15 protein-coding genes are annotated in these 19,078 nt (G+C 74.7%); 9 read left to right on the top strand and 6 right to left on the bottom strand.

The features are described 5' to 3' along the window. On the top strand, positions 1–257 hold a 257-nt coding region (locus SNE206_RS31015), incomplete at its 5' end, for a transglycosylase family protein (RefSeq protein WP_407916858.1). Positions 258–356: 99 nt separating this feature from the next. On the opposite strand, the gene SNE206_RS31010 is transcribed toward SNE206_RS31015, so the two are convergent. Next, the gene (locus tag SNE206_RS31010) at positions 357–1,073 is read right to left on the bottom strand and encodes a FadR/GntR family transcriptional regulator (RefSeq protein WP_407916863.1); all 717 of its coding nucleotides are present in this window, start codon (positions 1,071–1,073) and stop codon (positions 357–359) included. A gap of 234 nt (positions 1,074–1,307) precedes the next feature. Between SNE206_RS31010 and SNE206_RS31005 the strand changes: the two genes are divergently transcribed. Genes SNE206_RS31005 through SNE206_RS30985 form a run of 5 tightly spaced genes read left to right on the top strand, consistent with a single transcriptional unit; the run spans position 1,308 to position 7,102 of the window. Beyond that, positions 1,308–2,903 (top strand): amino acid permease, encoded by a 1,596-nt coding sequence (locus SNE206_RS31005; protein WP_407916857.1) that lies wholly within the window; start codon positions 1,308–1,310, stop codon positions 2,901–2,903. Beyond that, positions 2,900–4,258, top strand: coding sequence for a glutamine synthetase family protein (locus SNE206_RS31000; RefSeq protein ID WP_407916856.1), 1,359 nt, complete (start codon positions 2,900–2,902; stop codon positions 4,256–4,258). The genes SNE206_RS31005 and SNE206_RS31000 overlap by 4 nt, the downstream gene beginning before the upstream one ends. Then, on the top strand, positions 4,255–4,968 hold the full coding sequence (locus SNE206_RS30995) for a gamma-glutamyl-gamma-aminobutyrate hydrolase family protein (protein ID WP_407916855.1): 714 nt from the start codon (positions 4,255–4,257) through the stop codon (positions 4,966–4,968). The genes SNE206_RS31000 and SNE206_RS30995 overlap by 4 nt, the downstream gene beginning before the upstream one ends. Next, on the top strand, positions 4,965–6,329 hold the full coding sequence (locus SNE206_RS30990) for an aldehyde dehydrogenase family protein (RefSeq protein ID WP_407916854.1): 1,365 nt from the start codon (positions 4,965–4,967) through the stop codon (positions 6,327–6,329). Before SNE206_RS30995 ends, SNE206_RS30990 begins: the two co-directional genes overlap by 4 nt. A gap of 5 nt (positions 6,330–6,334) precedes the next feature. Next, positions 6,335–7,102: a 3-oxoacyl-ACP reductase gene (locus SNE206_RS30985; RefSeq protein WP_407916853.1), complete on the top strand. Its 768-nt coding sequence runs from the start codon at positions 6,335–6,337 to the stop codon at positions 7,100–7,102. Positions 7,103–7,163: 61 nt separating this feature from the next. Here the strand turns inward: SNE206_RS30985 and SNE206_RS30980 are convergent, their stop codons facing one another. Beyond that, positions 7,164–7,466: a hypothetical protein gene (locus SNE206_RS30980; RefSeq protein WP_407916852.1), complete on the bottom strand. Its 303-nt coding sequence runs from the start codon at positions 7,464–7,466 to the stop codon at positions 7,164–7,166. Between the two features lie 175 nt (positions 7,467–7,641). Continuing rightward, the gene (locus SNE206_RS30975) at positions 7,642–11,349 is read right to left on the bottom strand and encodes a SpoIIE family protein phosphatase (protein WP_407916851.1); all 3,708 of its coding nucleotides are present in this window, start codon (positions 11,347–11,349) and stop codon (positions 7,642–7,644) included. Between the two features lie 108 nt (positions 11,350–11,457). Between SNE206_RS30975 and SNE206_RS30970 the strand changes: the two genes are divergently transcribed. After that, the gene (locus SNE206_RS30970; RefSeq protein WP_407916850.1) at positions 11,458–12,420 is read left to right on the top strand and encodes a pseudouridine synthase; all 963 of its coding nucleotides are present in this window, start codon (positions 11,458–11,460) and stop codon (positions 12,418–12,420) included. On the opposite strand, the gene SNE206_RS30965 is transcribed toward SNE206_RS30970, so the two are convergent. Continuing rightward, positions 12,397–13,932, bottom strand: a complete 1,536-nt coding sequence (locus tag SNE206_RS30965) for an ATP-dependent DNA ligase (protein WP_407916849.1) — start codon at positions 13,930–13,932, stop codon at positions 12,397–12,399. The genes SNE206_RS30970 and SNE206_RS30965 overlap by 24 nt on opposite strands. 47 nt (positions 13,933–13,979) lie before the next feature. Beyond that, the gene (locus SNE206_RS30960; RefSeq protein ID WP_407916848.1) at positions 13,980–14,504 is read right to left on the bottom strand and encodes a 2'-5' RNA ligase family protein; all 525 of its coding nucleotides are present in this window, start codon (positions 14,502–14,504) and stop codon (positions 13,980–13,982) included. Positions 14,505–14,605: 101 nt separating this feature from the next. Between SNE206_RS30960 and SNE206_RS30955 the strand changes: the two genes are divergently transcribed. After that, positions 14,606–16,681, top strand: coding sequence for an MDR family MFS transporter (locus SNE206_RS30955; RefSeq protein WP_407916847.1), 2,076 nt, complete (start codon positions 14,606–14,608; stop codon positions 16,679–16,681). An 18-nt stretch (positions 16,682–16,699) separates the two neighbouring features. Next, entirely contained in the window at positions 16,700–17,353 is a 654-nt protein-coding gene (locus tag SNE206_RS30950; protein ID WP_407916846.1) for a hypothetical protein, read from the top strand. Positions 17,354–17,360: 7 nt separating this feature from the next. Here the strand turns inward: SNE206_RS30950 and SNE206_RS30945 are convergent, their stop codons facing one another. Then, entirely contained in the window at positions 17,361–19,040 is a 1,680-nt protein-coding gene (locus SNE206_RS30945) for a SpoIIE family protein phosphatase (protein ID WP_407916845.1), read from the bottom strand. Positions 19,041–19,078: the final 38 nt, after the last annotated feature.

Below are 19,078 nucleotides of genomic sequence, written 5' to 3'. Positions count from 1 at the left end.
CCGCGCCGGTCTCCACCTGGGACAAGGTCGCGCAGTGCGAGGCGACGGGCAACTGGGCGATCAACTCGGGCAACGGCTTCTACGGCGGTCTGCAGTTCACCTCGCAGACCTGGGGCGCCTTCGGCGGTCACGCCTACGCCGCCAACGCGCACCAGGCGTCCAAGGCCCAGCAGATCGCGGTCGCCGAGAAGGTCCTGGCCGCGCAGGGCCCCGGCGCCTGGCCGGTCTGCTCCGTCAAGGCCGGCCTCACCCGCTGACCACCCGCAGACCACCTGCTGACGCCCGGCCGGAACCCGGCCGTACCGCGTGCCCCCGGGCCCGCATCCCCGGACCGGGGGTGCGGGCCCGCACCGCGTTCAGCCGAGGAACCCGCGCAGCAGTGCGGCCGTCGCCGCCAGGTGCTCCTCCGTCGCGCGCCGGGCGGCGTCGCCGTCGCCCGCCAGGATCGCGCCGGCCATCGCCCGGTGCTGGTGCGCCGCGTGGTCGATGTTGCGCTCCAGCATCGGGATGGCGTTGAGCAGGTCGTTGAGGCGCATCCGGGCCTGCGCGATGCTCGCGGCGAGCGAGGGCGAGCCGGTCAGCTCGGCGATCGCCAGGTGGAACCGCGAGTCCAGTGCGCGGTACTCCTCCGGGGGTGCGGCCTCCAGGTCGGCGAGCCGCCGCCGCAGGTAGGCCCGCTGCTCGCCGGTGAGGGCGCGGCGGGCCGCGGTCTCGGCCGCGCCGGCCTCCAGGACCAGCCGGTAGGTGAGGGCGTCCTCCAGTTCGCCGCCGAGGTCGCGGGCGGCCCGGCGCAGCTCGCCGACGTCGGGCGGCGGCATCCGGTAGGTGACGAACGTGCCGCCGTACCGGCCGCGGCGTGATTCGACGCAGCCTGCCTGCTGGAGCGAGCGGATCGCCTCGCGCAGCGTCTCGCGGCTCACGCCGAGCCGCACGGCGAGGTCGCGTTCGGCGGGGAGCCGGTCGCCGTGGCCGAGGACGCCGAGCTTGATCGCCTGCAGCAGCCGCTCGACCGTCTCCTCGAAGGCGTTCCCGGTCCGTACCGGCCGGAAGATCGCCTCGGCCTGCAGGTCCATCGGTGCCTCGTCCACGCGGGCATCGTACCGACGGGCCGGCCGGGGGGCGCGGCCGCGGGCGGCCCCTCCGTCCCGGCGACCCGCCGGGAGTCCGGCACCCTTGACGGCCCGCGACGGAGGGTGAACGATGCTGACCGGCTCAATGGTCTGTTTCCGGGCCATTGGGTGTTCGGAGGCGCACCGCACCGCCGCGTGTGCGCGTGTCCCGGCCCGCCTCACTCCCCAGGGGTGTCCATGTCCGCCGACCCCGCATCCGGCAGCACACCGTCCGACCCGGCTGCCGCCGCCCACGCTCCCAGCGCCGTGTTTCCGCCCGCCGCCGCGCCGGTTTCCGCCGACGAACAGCGCCTCCACGAGCTCGGCTACACCCAGGAACTCGCCCGCTCCCTCTCGGGCTTCTCCAACTTCGCCGTCTCGTTCTCCATCGTCTCGATCCTCTCCGGCTGCCTGACGCTGTACGGGATGGGCATGAACACCGGCGGCCCCGCGATGATCGTCTGGGGGTGGCCGCTGGTCGGCCTGCTCACCCTCTGCGTGGGCATGGCCATGGCCGAGATCTGCTCCAGCTATCCCACCGCGGGCGGCCTCTACTACTGGTCGGCGAAGCTCGCCCGCAGCCGGGTCGCCGCATGGAGCTGGTTCACCGGCTGGTTCAACTTCCTCGGACAGGTCGCGGTGACCGCGAGCGTCGACTACGGCGCGGCGTTCTTCACCAACGCCTTCCTCTCGCTGCAGTTCGGCCTCGCCGCGACCCCCGGCCACACCGTCGCGATCTTCGCCGTCATCCTGCTGCTGCACGGGCTGCTCAACACGCTGGGCGTGAAGCTGGTGGCGCGACTCAACGACGTCTCCGTCTGGTGGCACCTGATCGGCGTGACCGTCATCGTGGGCGTCCTCGCGCTCGTCCCGGCGAAACACGCCTCCGCGTCCTTCGTGTTCACCGAGTTCGTCAACAACACCGGCTTCCACGACCAGTTCTACGTCGCCATGCTCGGCCTGCTGCTCGCGCAGTACACCCTCACCGGCTACGACGCCTCCGCACACATGACCGAGGAGACCCGCGACGCGGCCCGCTCCGGTCCGCGCGGCATCGTCAACGCGATCACCGTGTCCCTCGTCGCCGGCTGGGTGCTGCTGCTCGGCGTCACCTTCGCGATCCAGGACTACGACGGCGCCCTCCACGGCCCCACCGGCGTGCCGCCCGCGCAGATCTTCATCGACGCCCTCGGCACCACCGGCGCCGAACTCCTCCTGCTCATCGTCATCGGCGCCCAGTTCTTCTGCGGCATGGCCTCGGTCACCGCCAACTCCCGCATGATCTACGCCTTCTCCCGCGACGGCGCGCTGCCCGGCTCGGCGCTCTGGCACCGGATCTCCCCGCGCACCCACACCCCGGCGAACGCCGTGTGGCTCGCCACCGGCGGCGCCCTCCTGCTCGGCCTGCCCGCCCTGTGGAACTCCACCGCCTACACCGCGGTCACCTCGATCTCCGTCATCGGGCTGTACCTCTCGTACGTCATCCCGGTGTACCTGCGCCTCCGCCAGGGTGACGCCTTCCCGCGCGGCCCCTGGCATCTGGGCCGCTGGAGCAGGATCATCGGGACCGTCGCGGTGTGCTGGACAGCCGTGATCACCGTGCTGTTCATGCTGCCCACCGCCAGCCCCGTCACCGCCGTCAGCTTCAACTACACGCCCGTCGCGGTCGGCGTCGTCCTCGGCTTCGCCGGCGTCTGGTGGCTGGCCTCCGCCCGCCACTGGTTCACCGGCCCCCGCATCCAGGGCACGCCGGAGCAACTCGCCGCCCTCGAAGCCCACCTGGAGGACCGATGAGCAGCCCCCGGCTCACCCTCGACCGGCTGCGCACCCTGGTCGCCGACGGCGCCGTCGACACCGTCGTGCTCGCCATGACCGACATGCAGGGCCGCCTCCAGGGCAAGCGGCTCGCCGCCGACTTCTTCCTCTCCGACGTCGTGCCCGGCGCCGCCGAGGGCTGCGGCTACCTGCTGGCCGTGGACACCGACATGAACACCGTGGACGGCTACGCCCTCTCCTCCTGGGAGAGCGGGTACGGCGACCTCGTCCTCACCCCCGACCTCACGACGCTGCGCATGGTGCCCTGGCACCCGGCCACCGCGATGGTCCAGTGCGACGTCCACCACCACGACGGCCGCCCGGTCACCGTCTCGCCCCGGCAGGTCCTGCGCCGCCAGCTGGAGCGCCTGGCCGACTACGGCTGGCAGGCGTACGCGGGCACCGAGCTGGAGTTCATCGTCTTCCGCGACAGCTACGAGCAGGCCTGGGACCGCGCCTACCACGGCCTGACCCCGGCCAACCAGTACAACGGCGACTACTCGATCCTCGGCACCTCCCGCGTCGAGCCGCTGCTGCACCGGCTGCGCAGCGGCATGACGGGTGCCGGACTCACCGTCGAGTCCGCCAAGGGCGAGTGCAACCTCGGCCAGCACGAGATCGCCTTCAAGTACGCGGAGGCCCTCACCACCTGCGACAACCACGCCGTCTACAAGACCGGCGCCAAGGAGATCGCCGCGCAGGAGGGCTGCAGCCTCACGTTCATGGCGAAGTACGACGAACGCGAGGGCAACTCCTGCCACATCCACCTCAGCCTGCGGGACGCGGCCGGCGCACCCGTCATGGCCGGGGACGGCCCGTACGGCTTCTCCCGCACGATGGAGCACTTCCTCGCCGGGCAGCTCGCCTGCCTCGCCGAGTTCTCCCTGCTGCTGGCGCCGACCGTCAACTCCTACAAGCGGTACGTGCCGGGCAGTTTCGCGCCCACCGCCATCGCCTGGGGCCGCGACAACCGCACCTGCGCGCTGCGCGTCGTCGGCCACGGATCCTCCCTGCGCTTCGAGAACCGGGTGCCCGGCGGCGACGTCAACCCCTACCTCGCGGTCGCCGCCCTGATCGCCGCCGGACTGCACGGCGTCGAGCAGCAGCTGCCGCTGGAAGCGGAGTTCACCGGCAACGCGTACGCCTCCGACGCACCCCGGGTGCCCGCCACGCTGCGCGACGCGGTCGACGCCTTCGAACGCAGCGAGGCCGCCACCGAGGCCTTCGGCAAGGACGTCGTGCGCCACTACGCGCACGCCGGCCGGGTCGAGACCGCCGCGTACGACCGGGCGGTGACCGACTGGGAGCGGCGCCGCGGCTTCGAGCGGCTGTGAACGCCGACCGCCGCCGCAGACCCCTGATCGGCATCACCAGCTACCAGGACGACGCCGCCTGGTCGGTGTGGCGCCAGCGCGCCTCCCTCGTCCCGCAGACCTACGTCGACGCGGTGTCCCGCGCCGGCGGCACCCCCGTGCTGCTGCCGCCGCAGCCCGGCGGCACCGCCCACCTGCTCGACGCCCTCGACGGGCTGGTCCTCGCCGGAGGCTCCGACGTCGACCCGGCCCGCTACGGCGCCGCCGCCGGACCGCACACCGGAGATCCCCACCGGGCCCGCGACACCTGGGAGTTCGACCTGCTGCAGGACGCCCTGGCCCGTGACCTCCCGCTGCTCGGCGTCTGCCGCGGGCTCCAGGTGCTCAACGTGGCGCTCGGCGGCACGCTCGTCCAGCACCTCCCGGACGGCAGCCACCAGCAGGTGCCCGCGGTGTTCGTCCGCCGCCCGGTCCGGATCGACCCGGACAGCCGGCTCGGGGCCGTGCTCGGCACCGCCGCGGAGGTCGCCTGCTACCACCACCAGGCCGCCGACCGCCTCGGCGCGGGCCTGCGGGCCACGGCCTGGAGCACCGACGGCACCGTGGAAGCGCTCGAACTGCCCGGCCGGCGCTTCACGCTGGGCGTGCAGTGGCACCCCGAGACCGACCCGGACGACCTCCGCCTCTTCGCGGCGTTCGTCACCGCCAGCTGCAAGGAGGCAGCCCGATGACCCAGCCCGACCTCTTCGAGGTGCTCAACCCGGCCACCGAGGAGGTGATCGCCACCGTGGCCATGGCCGGCCTCGCCGAGACCGACGCCGCGATCGCCCGCGCCCGGGCCGCCTTCGGGCCGTGGCGGCGGATCGCCCCCGCCGACCGGGCGCGGCTGCTGCGCGCGTTCGCCGCCGCCGTCGACGCCGACCGCGAGCACCTGGCCGCCCTGGAGGTCGCCAACGCGGGCCACACCGTCGGGAACGCCCGCTGGGAGGCCGGCAACGTCCGCGACGTCGTCGAGTACTACGCGGCGGCGCCCGAGCGGCTGTTCGGCCGGCAGATCCCGGTCGCCGGCGGCATCGACCTCACCTTCAAGGAACCGCTCGGCGTCGTCGGCGTCATCGTGCCGTGGAACTTCCCGATGCCGATCGCCGCGTGGGGGTTCGCCCCCGCCCTCGCCGCGGGCAACACCGTCGTCCTCAAACCGGCCGAGCTGACCCCGCTCACCGCCCTGCGCCTGGGCGAACTCGCCCTCCAGGCGGGCCTGCCCGAGGGCGTGCTGGAGATCCTGCCCGGCCGCGGCCCGGTCGTCGGACAGCGCTTCGTCACCCACCCGGACGTCCGCAAGGTCGTGTTCACCGGCTCGACCCGGGTCGGCCGGGAGATCATGGCGGGCTGCGCGGCCCAGGTGAAGCCCGTCACCCTCGAACTCGGCGGCAAGAGCGCCAACATCGTGTTCGCCGACGCCGACCTCGCGAAGGCCGCCGCCACCGCGCCGTACGCGGTCTTCGACAACGCCGGGCAGGACTGCTGCGCCCGTTCGCGGATCCTCGTCGAGGAGTCGGTCTTCGACGACTTCATGGCGCTGCTGGAGCCGGCCGTCCGCGGCGTGCGGGTCGGCGACCCGGCCGACGAGAAGACCGAGATGGGGCCGCTGATCTCGGCCGCGCACCGGGAGCGGGTCGCCTCGTACGTGACGGAGGCGGCGTTCCGCGGCAGCGCGCCCGAGGGCCCCGGCTTCTGGTACCCGCCGACCGTGCTGGCGCCGGTGCGGCACGACGACCGGGCGTTCACCGAGGAGATCTTCGGCCCGGTCGTCGCCGTGGTGCCCTTCCGCGGCGAGGAGGACGCGCTGCGGATCGCCAACGCCTCCGACTACGGCCTCTCCGGCTCGATCTGGACCCGCGACGTCGGCCGCGCCCTGCGGGTGGCGCGCGGCGTGGAGGCGGGCAACCTGTCCGTCAACTCGCACTCCTCGGTGCGCCACACGACGCCGTTCGGCGGGTTCAAGCAGTCCGGGCTGGGCCGCGAGCTGGGCCCGGACGCCCTCGACGCCTTCACCGAAACCAAGAACGTCTTCATCTCCACGGAGGAGTGACCAGCATGACCAAGCGACTGGACGGCCGGGTGGCGGTCATCACCGGTGCCGGCAGCGGGATCGGCCTGGCCACCGCGCGGCGGTTCGCCGCCGAGGGGGCCAAGGTCGTCTGCGCGGACATCGACGAGGAGTCCGGCACCAAGGCCGCCAACGAGGTCGACGGCCTGTTCCTGCACGTCGACGTGGTCGACGAGGAGGCCGTGCGCGGCATGTACGAGCGTGCCGTCGAGGAGTACGGCAGCCTCGACATCGCCTTCAACAACGCGGGCATCTCCCCGCCGGACGACGACTCGATCCTCACCACGGGCCTCGACGCCTGGAAGCGGGTGCAGGACGTCAACCTCACCAGCGTGTACCTCTGCTGCAAGTACGCCATCCCGCACATGCAGCGGCAGGGCAGGGGGTCGATCATCAACACGGCGTCGTTCGTCGCGGTGATGGGCGCGGCGACCTCGCAGATCTCCTACTCGGCGTCCAAGGGCGGCGTGCTGGCGATGTCGCGCGAGCTGGGCGTGCAGTTCGCCCGGGAGGGCATCCGCGTCAACGCGCTCTGCCCGGGCCCGGTCAACACCCCGCTGCTGCAGGAGCTGTTCGCCAAGGACCCGGAGCGGGCGGCCCGCCGGCTGGTGCACATCCCGCTCGGCCGGTTCGCCGAGCCGGAGGAGATCGCCGCCGCGGTGGCCTTCCTGGCCAGCGACGACTCCTCGTTCATGACCGCCGGCACCTTCCTGGTGGACGGCGGCATCTCCGGCGCGTACGTCACCCCGCAGTAGGGGGACGCGCGACGGCCGGGCCGCCCCGCGCGGGCGGCCCGGCCGTCGCGGTGCCGGGAGGTCAGGACGAGGAGTCCCCGCCGACCGCGAGGCCGAGGCCGGCACCGTCGGCGTCGCCGCCGACGGCGAGGGCCGGACCCTCCTCGGAGAAGGCGTCGCCGCCCACCGCGAGGGCGTGCTCGACGATCGCCTCGGCGTCGCCGCCCACCGCGAGCGCACCGCCCTCCGTGGCGTACGCGTCGCCGCCGACGGCGAACGCGCCGTGCGGGTGCTCCATGTGCGCGGACGCCGTGCCCGCGGCGCCGAACAGCGCGAGGCCGGAGACGAGGGCGGCGGTGGTGATCCTGGCAAGGCTGGAACGCATGAGGTCCTCCTGGTCGGAATGCCGGACGCCACCGATCCTCCGGTCCGCGGCGGCCCGCATACGAACCGACACGGCGGCCCGGCCGCAGGCCCCACCCCGACGGGGGACGCCGCTGCTCCGGTCGGGTGAGGCGCACTCCCCCTCTCCCCCCGGCCGGCGGGCGTCCGGCGGGGCGTCAGAACCGGGCGCCGGGCGGCAGCTCCAGCTCGAACCAGACGACCTTGCCGTCCTGGCTGCCGCGCACGCCCCAGCGGTGGGCCAGCTCGTTGACCAGGTGCATCCCGCGGCCGCCCTCGTCATCGGTGCGGGCACGGCGCAGCCGCGGTTCGTGCCGGTCCCGGTCGGCGACCTCCACGGTCAGCAGCTGGTTGCGGAACAGCCGCAGCTGGATGGGCGCGCCCGCGTGCACCAGGGCGTTGGTGATGAGTTCGCTGGTGAGCAGCTCGACCATGTCGGTGAGCCCGGCGAGCCCCCAGCCGGCCAGCGTCTCCCGGGCGAACCGGCGGGCGTGCCGCACCATGGCCCGGTCCCCGGCGAGCTGCAGCAGGGCCAGCTGGTCGGTGCCGATCGGCCGGGAGTGCGCCATGATCACCGCGATGTCGTCCTGCCCGGCGGAGGCACCGAGCGCGGCGAGCACGGCGTCGCAGGTCTGCTCCAGCGAGCCGCGGCGCTCGGCGACGGTGCGGCGCAGCAGGTCGATGCCGTCGTCGAGGTCGCGGTCGCGGCGCTCCACCAGGCCGTCGGTGTAGAGCACCAGGATGGCGTCCTCGTCGAGGGTGGCGCGCACCGAGTCGAACGGCACGCCGCCGACGCCGAGCGGGGCGCCGGGCGGCAGCACCAGCAGTTCGGTGGAGCCGTCCGCGCGGGCGATGACCGGGGGCAGGTGTCCGGCGGTGGCGGCGATGCAGCTGCGGTCCACGGGGTCGAAGAGCACGCACACGCAGGTCGCGAACTGGCTCTCGCCGATCGCCGCGGCCGCGTCGTCCAGGCGGCGCAGCACCCGGGCCGGGTCCATCTCCAGGGTGATGAGGGTCCGGGCGACGGTGCGCAGCTGGCCCATGGTGGCGGCCGCCCGGATGCCGTGGCCCATGACGTCGCCGACGATCAGCGCGACCCGGCCGCCGCTGAGCGGGATGACGTCGAACCAGTCGCCGCCGACCTCGCTGATCACGCTGCTGGGCAGGTAGCGGTGGGCGATCTCCAGGCCGGGGGTGCGGTGCACGTCCTGCGGCAGCAGGCTGCGCTGCAGGGTCAGGGCGGTGTCGCGTTCGCGCCGGTAGATGCGGGCGTTGTCGATGCAGACGGCGGCGCGGGCGGCGAGTTCCTCGGCGAGCGCCACGTCGGCGTGCGTGAAGGCGTCCGGGGTGCGGGTGCGGACGAACTCCACGCCGCCGAGCACGGTGCCGCGGGCCAGCAGCGGCACCATCAGGTAGGAGTGCACACCGGCCTCCAGGCTGGGTCCGATGCGGCCGGGGTGGGCGACGATCCGGCGCAGGGCCTGCTCGTCCACGTGCGGCACGAGGACCGACCGGCCGGTGCGCAGGCTCTGCGCGTACAGCTGGGCGGACCGCGAGGTGCCGCCGACCGGGTCGGCGGCGGTGACCATGCCGCCGTGCTCGTCGAGTTCGCCGACGGCGACGGCGCGCAGCAGGACGGAGCCGTCCCGCGGCACCGGTTCCGGTTCGTCGCCCTGCAGCAGCGACTCCAGCAGGTCGACGGTGACGAAGTCGGCGAAGCGCGGGATGACGACGTCGATGAGCTCCTGCGCGGTGCGCTGCAGGTCGAGGGTGGTGCCGATCCGGCTGGAGGCCTCGTTGAGCAGGGCGAGGCGGGCCTGGGCGGCGCCGGCGGCCTCCAGGGCGCGCTGCCGCTGCTCGGAGGCGTCGCGTTCGCGGGTGAAGAGCAGCGCGTTGTCGATGGCGACGGCCGCGCGGGAGGCGAGTTCGCGGGCGAGGCGCAGGTCGTCCTGGTCGAAGGGCCGTCCGGTGACGTTGCGGTAGAAGGCGGCGATGCCGACGGCCGCGCCGCGGGCGATCAGCGGGACGACCATGACGGAGCGCACGTGCTGGGCGCGGACGGCCGTGGCCCGCTCCGGGTCGTCGTTGAACCAGCCGAGCGCCTGTTCGTCCAGGTGCGGCAGCAGGACGGGCCGCCGGTGCGCCAGCACCCAGGCGTACGGCGTCGACGGGTGGAAGCGGTGCACGCTGCCGGCCGGGGAGACCGGCGACATGCCGCTGCCGGGCACGGTGTGGAACGCCATCCGGCGCAGGACGGCGGACCGGTCGGCCCGGTCGGTGCTGCTCTCCGCGCCCCGCACGAGGGCGTCGAGCACCTCCACGACGACGGTGTCGGCCAGCCGGGGGCTGGCGGTCTCGGCGAGTTCGCGGGCGGTCTGGGCGAGGTCGAGGGTGGTGCCGATGCGGGCGGTGGCGGCGTTGACGACGGCGAGGCGCTCCTGCGCGGCGCGGGCCTCGGTCAGGGCGTGCTCCCGGGCCTGCGCGGTCTGCTCCAGGTGGAGGTAGAGGCGGGCGTTGTCGATGGCGACGGCGGCGCGGGAGGCGAGCTCGTCGCCGAGGGTGCCGTCCTCGGGGCCGATCTCGGGGCCGTCCGGGCCGCGCGCGTACACGACCATGCCGAGCACGCTGCCGCGGGCGACGAGCGGGGTGACCCGCACCGTCCGGGCCCGGCCGTCCAGGAACTCCCGCACCCGGTCGACCGTGGCCTCGTCGGCCAGCAGGGGAAGTCCGCCGGTGGAGGTGACCACGCTGCGCCCGCCGGTGAGGGCCTCCGCGTAGGCGGAGCCGGGCGGCACCGTGTACACCTCGTCGGTGGGCAGGCTGCGGAACGGGTGCCCCGGGTCGGCCGTGGCGACGGCGAGCCTGCGGACGCGCAGGTCGGCGTCCCCGGCGGGCGGGTCGGTGCCGGAGACGAGGTGCTCCAGGGCGAACACGCCGACGGTGTCGGCCAGCCGCGGCACGATGGCCTCGGCGAGCTCCCGGGCGGTCCGGCGCAGGTCGAGGGAGGTGCCGATGGAGGCGGTGGCGTCGGCGAGGGCGGTGAGCCGTTCCCGGGCGGCGGCCGCCGCCCGCTCCGCCCGGTGGCGTTCGGTGACGTCGACGATGGTCGAGCTGACGCCGAGCACGTCCCCGCCGGGTTCCTCCAGCCGGAAGTACGAGGCGGACCAGGCGTGGTCGTGGGTGGGGTCGCCGGGGGTGCGGCCGTGCGACCGGGAGTCGACCACCGGCGGCCCGCCCTCCAGGACGCGCCGCATGGCGGCCTCGATCTCCCGGCCGTTGACGCCGGGCAGCACCTCGGTGATGCGGTGGCCGATGGCGTCGGAGGCCGGCACGCCGTTGATCCGGGCGAGGGCGTCGTTCAGCCGCAGGAACCGCAGGTCGGTGTCGTACACGGCCATGCCGACGGGGGACTGCGTGAAGAAGCCGTCGAGCACGGCCAGGTCGGCCTGGAGGCGGCGCAGCGCGGTGACGTCCGAGGCGATGGCGAGCACCAGCGGGCGGCCGTCGGGGCCGACGACGGGGTGGGTGCGGAATTCGAGGTTCACGTGGTGGCCGTCGCGGTGCTTGACGGGGAACACCCCGGACCACGCCTTGCCGCCGAGGATGGCGTCGAAGAGGTCGAGCACCTCGCCGAGCTGGTCGTCGGTGATCAGCAGGTGGGTGGCGAAGGTGCCGACGGCCTCCTCGGTGGTGTAGCCGAGGAGGGCCTCCGCGTCGCGGCTCCAGTGCAGGATCCGGCCGTCGTCGGAGATCAGCGCGGTGGCGATCGGCACGCTCATCAGGCCGTCGGAGGCGTGGCCGCCGGAACCCTCCGCAGCCGGATCCCGGCGGTCCGGTGGGTCCGTGCCCTGCTCGTGGGTCTCCATGCCAGGCACCGTCCAGAGCTCGGCGTTCCGCCCTGCCATCCTCCCATGCAGGCCGGAGCCCGCGCAGGGCAGCGGGGTGCGGGACCGGTGACCGGTAGGGTTCGCCCGGTGAGACGCAGGCGAGGTGGTCCGGCGGGTCCGCTGCCGCAGCGGGACGGTATCGACGCGGTGCGGCTGCGGCTGCCCGCGGACGGCGGGTGGCCGACCGCCGCCGCCTACCTCGCGGAGCGGTACGGCCGGGCGATCGGTGCCGAACGGCTGGCGGAGATGCTGCAGGAGGGCGTGTTCGTCACCGCGGACGGCCCGCTGACGGCGCTGACCCCGTACGAGCCGGGCGGGTCGGTCTGGTTCCACCGCGACCTGGCGCCGGAGACCCCGGTGCCGTTCCCGGTCACGGTGCTCCACCGCGACGAGCGGATCGTCGTCGCCGACAAGCCGCACTTCCTGGCCACGACGCCGCGCGGGCGGCACGTCACCGAGACGGCCCTGGCCCGGCTCCGCCGCGAGCTGGGCCTGCCGGGGCTCGGCCCCGCGCACCGGCTGGACCGCCTCACCGCGGGCGTGGTGCTGTTCGTCGTCCGCCCCGAGCTGCGCGGCGCCTACCAGGGCCTGTTCGAGCGGCGCGCGGTCCGCAAGGAGTACGAGGCCGTCGCCGCGCACGACCCCGGCCTGCCCGCGGTCCGGCGCAGCCGGATCGTCAAGGTGCGCGGCGAGCTCGCCGCGTACGAGGAGCCGGGGGAGCCCAACAGCGAGACCGGGATCGAGCCGGTCGGCCGCCGCGGCGGTCTCGCCCGCTACCGGCTGTTCCCGCACACGGGCCGCACGCACCAGCTGCGCCTGCACATGTCGGCGCTGGGCGTGCCGATCCTCGGTGATCCGCTCTATCCGGCGGTGCTGCCCGACCCGGCCCCGGACGACTTCCGGCGGCCGCTCCAACTGCTCGCCTCGGTGCTGGAGTTCACCGACCCGGTGACGGGTGTGCCGCTGCGGTTCGAGACCCGGCGCACCCTGCTCGCGTGGCAGGACGAGGCCGCCTGGCGGGCTGGCTCAGACGCCGTCGGCGGCGAGTGAGCGCACCGTGGCGACGGTGTCCGCCTCCGCGGCGGTCTTGTCCTCCCGGTAGCGCACGACCCGGGCGAAGCGCAGCGCCAGCCCGGCGGGGTAGCGCGGGCTGCGCTGCAGGCCGTCGAAGGCGATCTCCACGACGAGTTCCGGCCGCACCCGCACCTCGTACGCGCCGCGCCCGGTCTCGCGGGCGAGCAGCTCCCGGGTCTGCCAGGCGAGCAGTTCGTCGGTGAGGCCCTTGAACGTCTTGCCGAGCATCACCCACGCGGGCAGTCCCTCCTCGCCGCCGGAGCGGGCCCCCAGGTGGAGGTTGCTGAGCAGGCCGCGCCGCCGCCCGCCGCCCCATTCGGCGGCGAGCACGACGAGGTCGAGCGTGTGGTGCGGCTTCACCTTGATCCATCCGGCGCCGCGCCGTCCCGCCGCGTACGGCGCCGCCGGGTCCTTGACGACCACGCCCTCGTGGCCGTGCGCGAGGGCGTCGTCCAGGAACGCGGCCGCCTCCGCGGGCCCGGCCGTCACGATCCGCGGCACCTGCTGCGCCGGGTCGACGACCTCCGCGAGGGCGGCCCAGCGGTGTCCGGCGGGTTCGTCGACCAGGTCGGTGCCGTCCCGGTGCAGCAGGTCGAAGAAGTACGGGTGCAGCGGCACGTCGGCGCGCAGGCGCTGCGGGTCCTGCCGTGAGGCGGTGCGCGCGGCGGTCACCTGGAACGGCCGGGGGCGGCCGTCCGGGCCGAGGGCGACGGCCTCCCCGTCCAGGACGGCCGAGCGGACCGGCAGCGCCCGTGCGGCCTCGACGAGTTCGGGCACCCGAGCGGTGATGTCGTCCAGGCTGCGGGTGAACACCGCGACCGTGTCGCCGTCCCGGTGCACCTGCACCCGGATGCCGTCCAGCTTCCACTCCAGGGCCGCGGGGGAGACCTTCGCCAGTGCCTCGGCGACGCCCGGGGCGGAGGACGCCAGCATGGGCCGCACCGGCCGTCCGACCTCCAGTCCGAAGGCGTCGAGGGCCGCGGCGCCGCCGCCCAGCGCGGCCTGCGCGACCGCCCGCGCCGACCCCCGGAACATCAGGGCGCGCCGCACCGCGGCGGCCGGCACCCCGGCGGCCTTCGCGACGGCCTCCGCCATCACGCCGTCCAGCGCGCCCTGCCGGAGCTCGCCGACCAGCACGCCCTGCAGCAGCCGCTGTTCGGCCGGGGTGGCACGGCCGAACAGGTCGTCCAGCAGGTGCCGCCGCCCGGCCTGCGCGCCGCGTCCGTGCACCCCGGCGATCCCGGCGAGCAGGTCCTCCGTCTCGGCGACCCCGAGCGAGGCCGTCCCGGCGGGGGAGGGCAGCTCGCGCAGCGCCGCGTACCCGACGCCGATCCGCATCCGGCGCGACTCGCCGGACAGCAGGGCCACCGCGGCCGGCCCGTCCTGCGGGCCGAGCTCCCGGAGGCAGGCCGCCAGCAGGGCGATCTTCGCGGTCCGGCCGGGTTCGGCGGCGACCGCCTCCGACACCCGGGCCACGCGTTCCAGCACGACGGACCTCCCGACCCGGGACGGCGACTCGCGGCCATCCTCCCCGTTCAGCCCGGCAGCGGCACCGTGGCGCCGGTGGTGCCGTCGTAGCTGCGCGCCGCGTCGAACACCCCCGTGAGGTCGGGCATCCGGCCGAGCACGTCGTGGGCGAGGGCCAGCTCGGCGGGTTCCAGACGGCGGGTCAGGCCGAGGTGTGGCGCCCACCGGCCGGGCAGGTAGAGCGGGTTGGGCTCGTCGGCGCCGTCCAGCAGCTCCCAGACCCGCCGGTGCAGGCCGAGCAGGTCGACGGTGGGCACGACCGACCAGCTCAGCACCCGGCGGCGGCTGCGCGCGGAGAACGACAGCAGCCCGGTCAGCCGTACGGGCAGCGGCAGCACCCCGGCGACGAGTTCGCCGACGGCGGCGAGGGCGCCCGGCGGGGCCGTGCCGCACGAGGCGAGCGTCAGGTGGGGCCGGTGCCCGGGATGCGTGTTGCGGGCCAGGCTCGGCACCCCGGCCTCGGAGAGTCGTTCCCAGGCCTCCCGCACCGCCGTGTCGAGGGCGGGGGCGCAGGTCAGCTCCACGGTCTGCATGGCGTCACGCTACGCGCCGGCACCCGCCGTCCGGCCGCCGGGGTTCACCGCGGCGGCCGCCACCGCGGGCGCCGCGCCGCTGTCCGGGTGACGATGCCAGGGTGACTACCAGTGAGACCGGCCCCGCACCCGCGCCCGCCGCAGCGCCGCCCGTCCTGGACCGGCGGCAGCGCAACGTCGTGTTCGTCACGATCATGCTCGGCATGCTGCTCGCCGCCCTCGACCAGACGATCGTCGGCACCGCGCTGCCGACGATCGTCTCCGACCTCGGCGGCGCCGAGCACATGTCGTGGGTGGTGACGTCGTACCTGCTCGCCGAGACGGTGGCGACCGCGCTGGTCGGCAAGTTCGGTGACCTCTTCGGCCGCAAGGTCGTCTTCCAGGTCTCGGCGATCGTCTTCATCACCGGCTCGTTCCTGTGCGGTCTCGCCACCAACATGTCGCTGCTGATCACCTGGCGCGCCATGCAGGGCGTCGGCGCGGGCGGTCTGATGGTGACCTCGATGGCGCTGATCGCCGACGTCATCCCGCTGCGCGAGCGCGGCAAGTACCAGGGCGCGATCGGCGCGGTCTTCGGGGTCGCGACGGTCATCGGCCCGCTGCTCGGCGGGCTGTTCACCGACCATCTGACGTGGCGGTGGGCGTTCTACGTCAACGTGCCGATCGCGATCGTCGTGGTGATCGCCGCCGCCCGCACCATCCCGTCCATCCGGGCGGCCGGCCGTCCGGTGATCGACTACCTCGGCATCGCCCTCGTCGCGGTCGGCGCGAGCTCCGTCATCCTCGCGACCAGCTGGGGCGGCGTCGAGTACGCCTGGACCTCACCCACGATCATCGGCCTGTTCGTCCTCGGCGTCCTCGCCCTCGGCCTGTTCTGCTGGGTGGAGACCAGGGCCGCCGAACCGATGCTGCCGATGCGGCTCTTCCGCAACCCGGTCTTCAGCGTCTGCTCGGTGCTCAGCTTCATCGTCGGCTTCGCCATGCTCGGCGCGATGACCTTCCTGCCGACGTTCCTGCAGTACGTCGACGGCGACTCGGCGACGGTCTCCGGCGTGCGCACCCTGCCGATGGTGTTCGGCCTGCTGGTCGCCTCGATCTTCAGCGGCACCGTCGTCAGCCGCACCGGCCGCTACCGGATCTTCCCCATCGTCGGCTCCGCGGTGATGGCCGTCGGCCTGTTCCTGCTCTCCCTGATGGACGCCGACACCAACCGCTGGCTGCAGTCGCTGTACATGCTCGTGCTGGGCGCCGGCATCGGCCTGTGCATGCAGGTGCTGACCATCGCCGTGCAGAACACCGTCGACTACGCCGACCTGGGCACCGCCACCTCCGGCGTCACGTTCTTCCGGACCCTCGGCAGCTCCTTCGGCACCGCCGTCTTCGGCACCATCTACACGAACTCGATCGGCGACAGGCTCGGCGAGGGCATCGCCACCGCCGTCCGCACCACCGGCGCCGACCCCGCGGTGCTCGCCGCCGCCGCCCGCAACCCGAAGGCCCTCCACGAGCTGCCCGCCGACCAGGCCGCGCCGATCATCGACGCCTACGCGGAGGCCCTGCACACGGTCTTCCTGTGGACGGTGCCGGTGGCCGCGGTCGGCTTCGTCGTCGCGCTCTTCCTCAAGCAGGTCAAGCTCCGCGACTCCGCCCGCGCCACCTCCACCGACATGGGCGAGGGCTTCGCGTCGCCCAACTCCGGGAACTCCGCCCGCGTGCTGGAACTCGCCGTCGCCACGATCATCCGCGGCACCGACCAGGAGGCCGCCCGCGGGATCGTCGCGGCGTCCGGCACCCGGCTCGACATCGCGGGGGCCTGGGCCGTCATGCAGGTCGAGCTGTTCACCCGGACGGTCGGGCACGCCAAGCTGGGTCTCATCGCGGCCCGCCGCCGGCTTCCCCCCGAGGTGCTCGCCCCGGTCTTCGACCGGGCGGCGAACGACGGCTACCTCAGCCGGATCGACGGCTACTACACGCTCACCGGGGCCGGTCGGCAGGAGGCCGACGTGATCGGCCGGGCCTGGGCCGGCTGGCTCAACGACCGCCTGGAGGCCGAGGTCGGCCGCCCGCGCAGCGCCGAGCTGCGGGCCGCGGTCGACGCCATCGCCAAGCGCCTCATCCTGGAGGACCTGGAGGAGGGGCTGCCCTCCCGGGAACTCACCGGCGCCCGCGCCGACTGAGCTGCTACCGTCCCCCGCATGCCTCACCTCGACGGATCGTCGCCTCCGGACCCGGTCACCGCCGACGACGTGGCCGAGGCCGTCCGTCTCGGCACCGCCGCCCTGCGGGGCGCCCTGGACGCCGACTGGTCCGTCCCGGCCGGTCCGCTCACCTGGGACTGCTGGGAGACGGCCGAGCACCTCGCCGACGACCTCTTCGCGTACGCCGCGCAGCTCGGCCCCGGGCAGCCGCCGCGCGACCGCGAGGTGCCGTTCGTGTGGCGCCGCGACCGGCCCGGCGGCCCGGCCAACGTGATCTTCGCCGAGCGCGCCGCCGGCCCGGCCGGGCTCGTGCAGGTGCTGGAGGCCTGCGGGGCGATGCTCGCCGCGGTGGTGCGCACCACCGGGCCGGAGGTCCGCGCGCACCACGGTTTCGGCGCCGCCGACCCGGAGGGCTTCGCCGCGATGGGCGTCGTCGAGACGCTCGTGCACCTCGACGACCTCGCCCGCGGCCTCGGCGTCGCCTGGGAGCCGCCCGCGGAGCTCTGCGCACGGGCGCTGCACCGGCTCTTCCCCGACGCCCCGGCCGACACCGACCGCTGGCCCACGCTCCTCTGGGCGACCGGCCGCGCCGACCTCCCCGGCCGCCCCCGCCCCACCACCTGGCGCTGGTACGGCGAACCGCGCGGGTAGCCCCTGATCAGCCCGCCCGCGGCGAGGCGGCCAGCATCGCCACGTCGTCGTCCGCGGCCGGTGCCAGGCCCGCCAGCACGGCGTCCAGGAGCTGTTCGGCGTTCGCGCCCGGCGGCAGCCGCAGCCGGGTCAGCCGGGCCAGCGAGGCGTCGATGGACTCGTCGCGCCGCTCCACCAGCCCGTCGGTGTACAGCAGCAGGTGGTGCCCGGGCGGGCACAGCGCCGTGGCCTCCGGGAAGCCGCCGAAGCCCGTCGCGAGCGGCGGCCCGGGGTCGACGGGCAGCAGCGTCACCGTGCCGTCCGGCGCCACCAGGGCCGGCGGCAGGTGGCCCGCGCTGGCGTACACGCACGCGCCCGTCGCCGGGTCCACCACCACCGCCAGGCAGGTCGCCGGGCGGCCCGGGTCGAGCGGGGACATCAGCCGGTCCATCCGGTCGAGGATCGGGCCGGGCGACAGGCCCTCCGTCGCGACCATCCGCAGCATCGCCTGGTAGCGGCTCATGTCCACGGCGGCCTCCAGACTGTGGCCCATCACGTCGCCGATCGCCAGCAGGGCGGTGCCGTCGGGCAGCGCCACCGTCTCGTACCAGTCGCCGCCCACGAGTGCGCTCGTACCGGCCGGGCGGTAGCGGAACGCCACGTCCAGGCCCGGTGGAGGCGCACCCGGCTCGGACAGCAGCGCCCGCTGGAGGTCGAGGGCGATGCTGTGCTCGCGGGTGAACCGGCGGGCGTTGTCGAGGGTCACCGCGGCGCGCAGCGCGAGGTCGGCGGCCACCACGGCGTCGTCCTCGGTGAACGGCGGGGACGCGCCCGCCCGCAGCAGCGTCGCCGTGCCCAGCCGACGGCCGCGCGCCACCAGCGGCGCCACCAGCTCCGAGTGCACGCCCGCCGAGCGGTACGCGGCGGCCCTGCCCGGATGCGACACGGCACGCCGGACCCGGTCCGCCCCGGGCAGGTTCTCGATCACCGGGCGGCCGGACTCCAGTGCCCGCCGGGTCGGCGACCCGGGCCGGTAGTCGACGTACTCCCCGGCCGGGCCGATGTCGCGGACCAGCGCCGCCAGGTGCGGGGCGACGACCACGGACGCCCGGCGCAGCCGCAGCAGGCCCGGAGCGGCACCGCGGGCGGCGGACGTGTCGTCCGGCGGCAGGATCTCCACCGTCGCGGCGTCCCCGAGCACCGGGACGAGGAACGCCGCGAGTTCCGCGCAGGTGGTGTCCATGTCCAGGGTGGTGCCGATCCGTGCGGAGGCCCTGTCGAGCATCGCGAGCCGCTCGCGGGCCTGCTCCAGCTCGTGCTGCTGCTGCCGCGAGGCCGTGACCTCCAGCAGGATCCCGGCCAGGCCGACCACCTTCCCGTCGACCTCCAGCCGGTGGTACGCGCCGTGGAAGTACCGCCGGGCGAGCGGTGAGCGCGCGCGGGTGTGCCCGCTGGACGTCGTCTCGCGGGGGACGCCGTCGTCGAGGACGGCCCGGAGCACGTCCACCCGGGCGTCGATGCCCGGCACCATCTCGGTGATCGTCCGGCCGATGTGCGCGTCGGCGGGCGCGCCGTTGATCCGGGCGAGCGCCGGGTTGACGTACAGGTAGCGCAGCTCCGGGTCGAGCACGCCCACCGCGCCCGGAGTGCCCTCCAGCAGCTCGCGGAGCGGTGACGGAAGCCGTTGCCACGCGCCGTCGTCCGGCACGGCGTCACCACCTTCCCGCCCGGGGCCCCGCCCCCATC

Source organism: Kitasatospora sp. NE20-6 (assembly GCF_045862635.1).
Note: the sequence above shows the minus strand (reverse complement) of the source record. Positions and strands in the feature narration are given on the sequence as shown.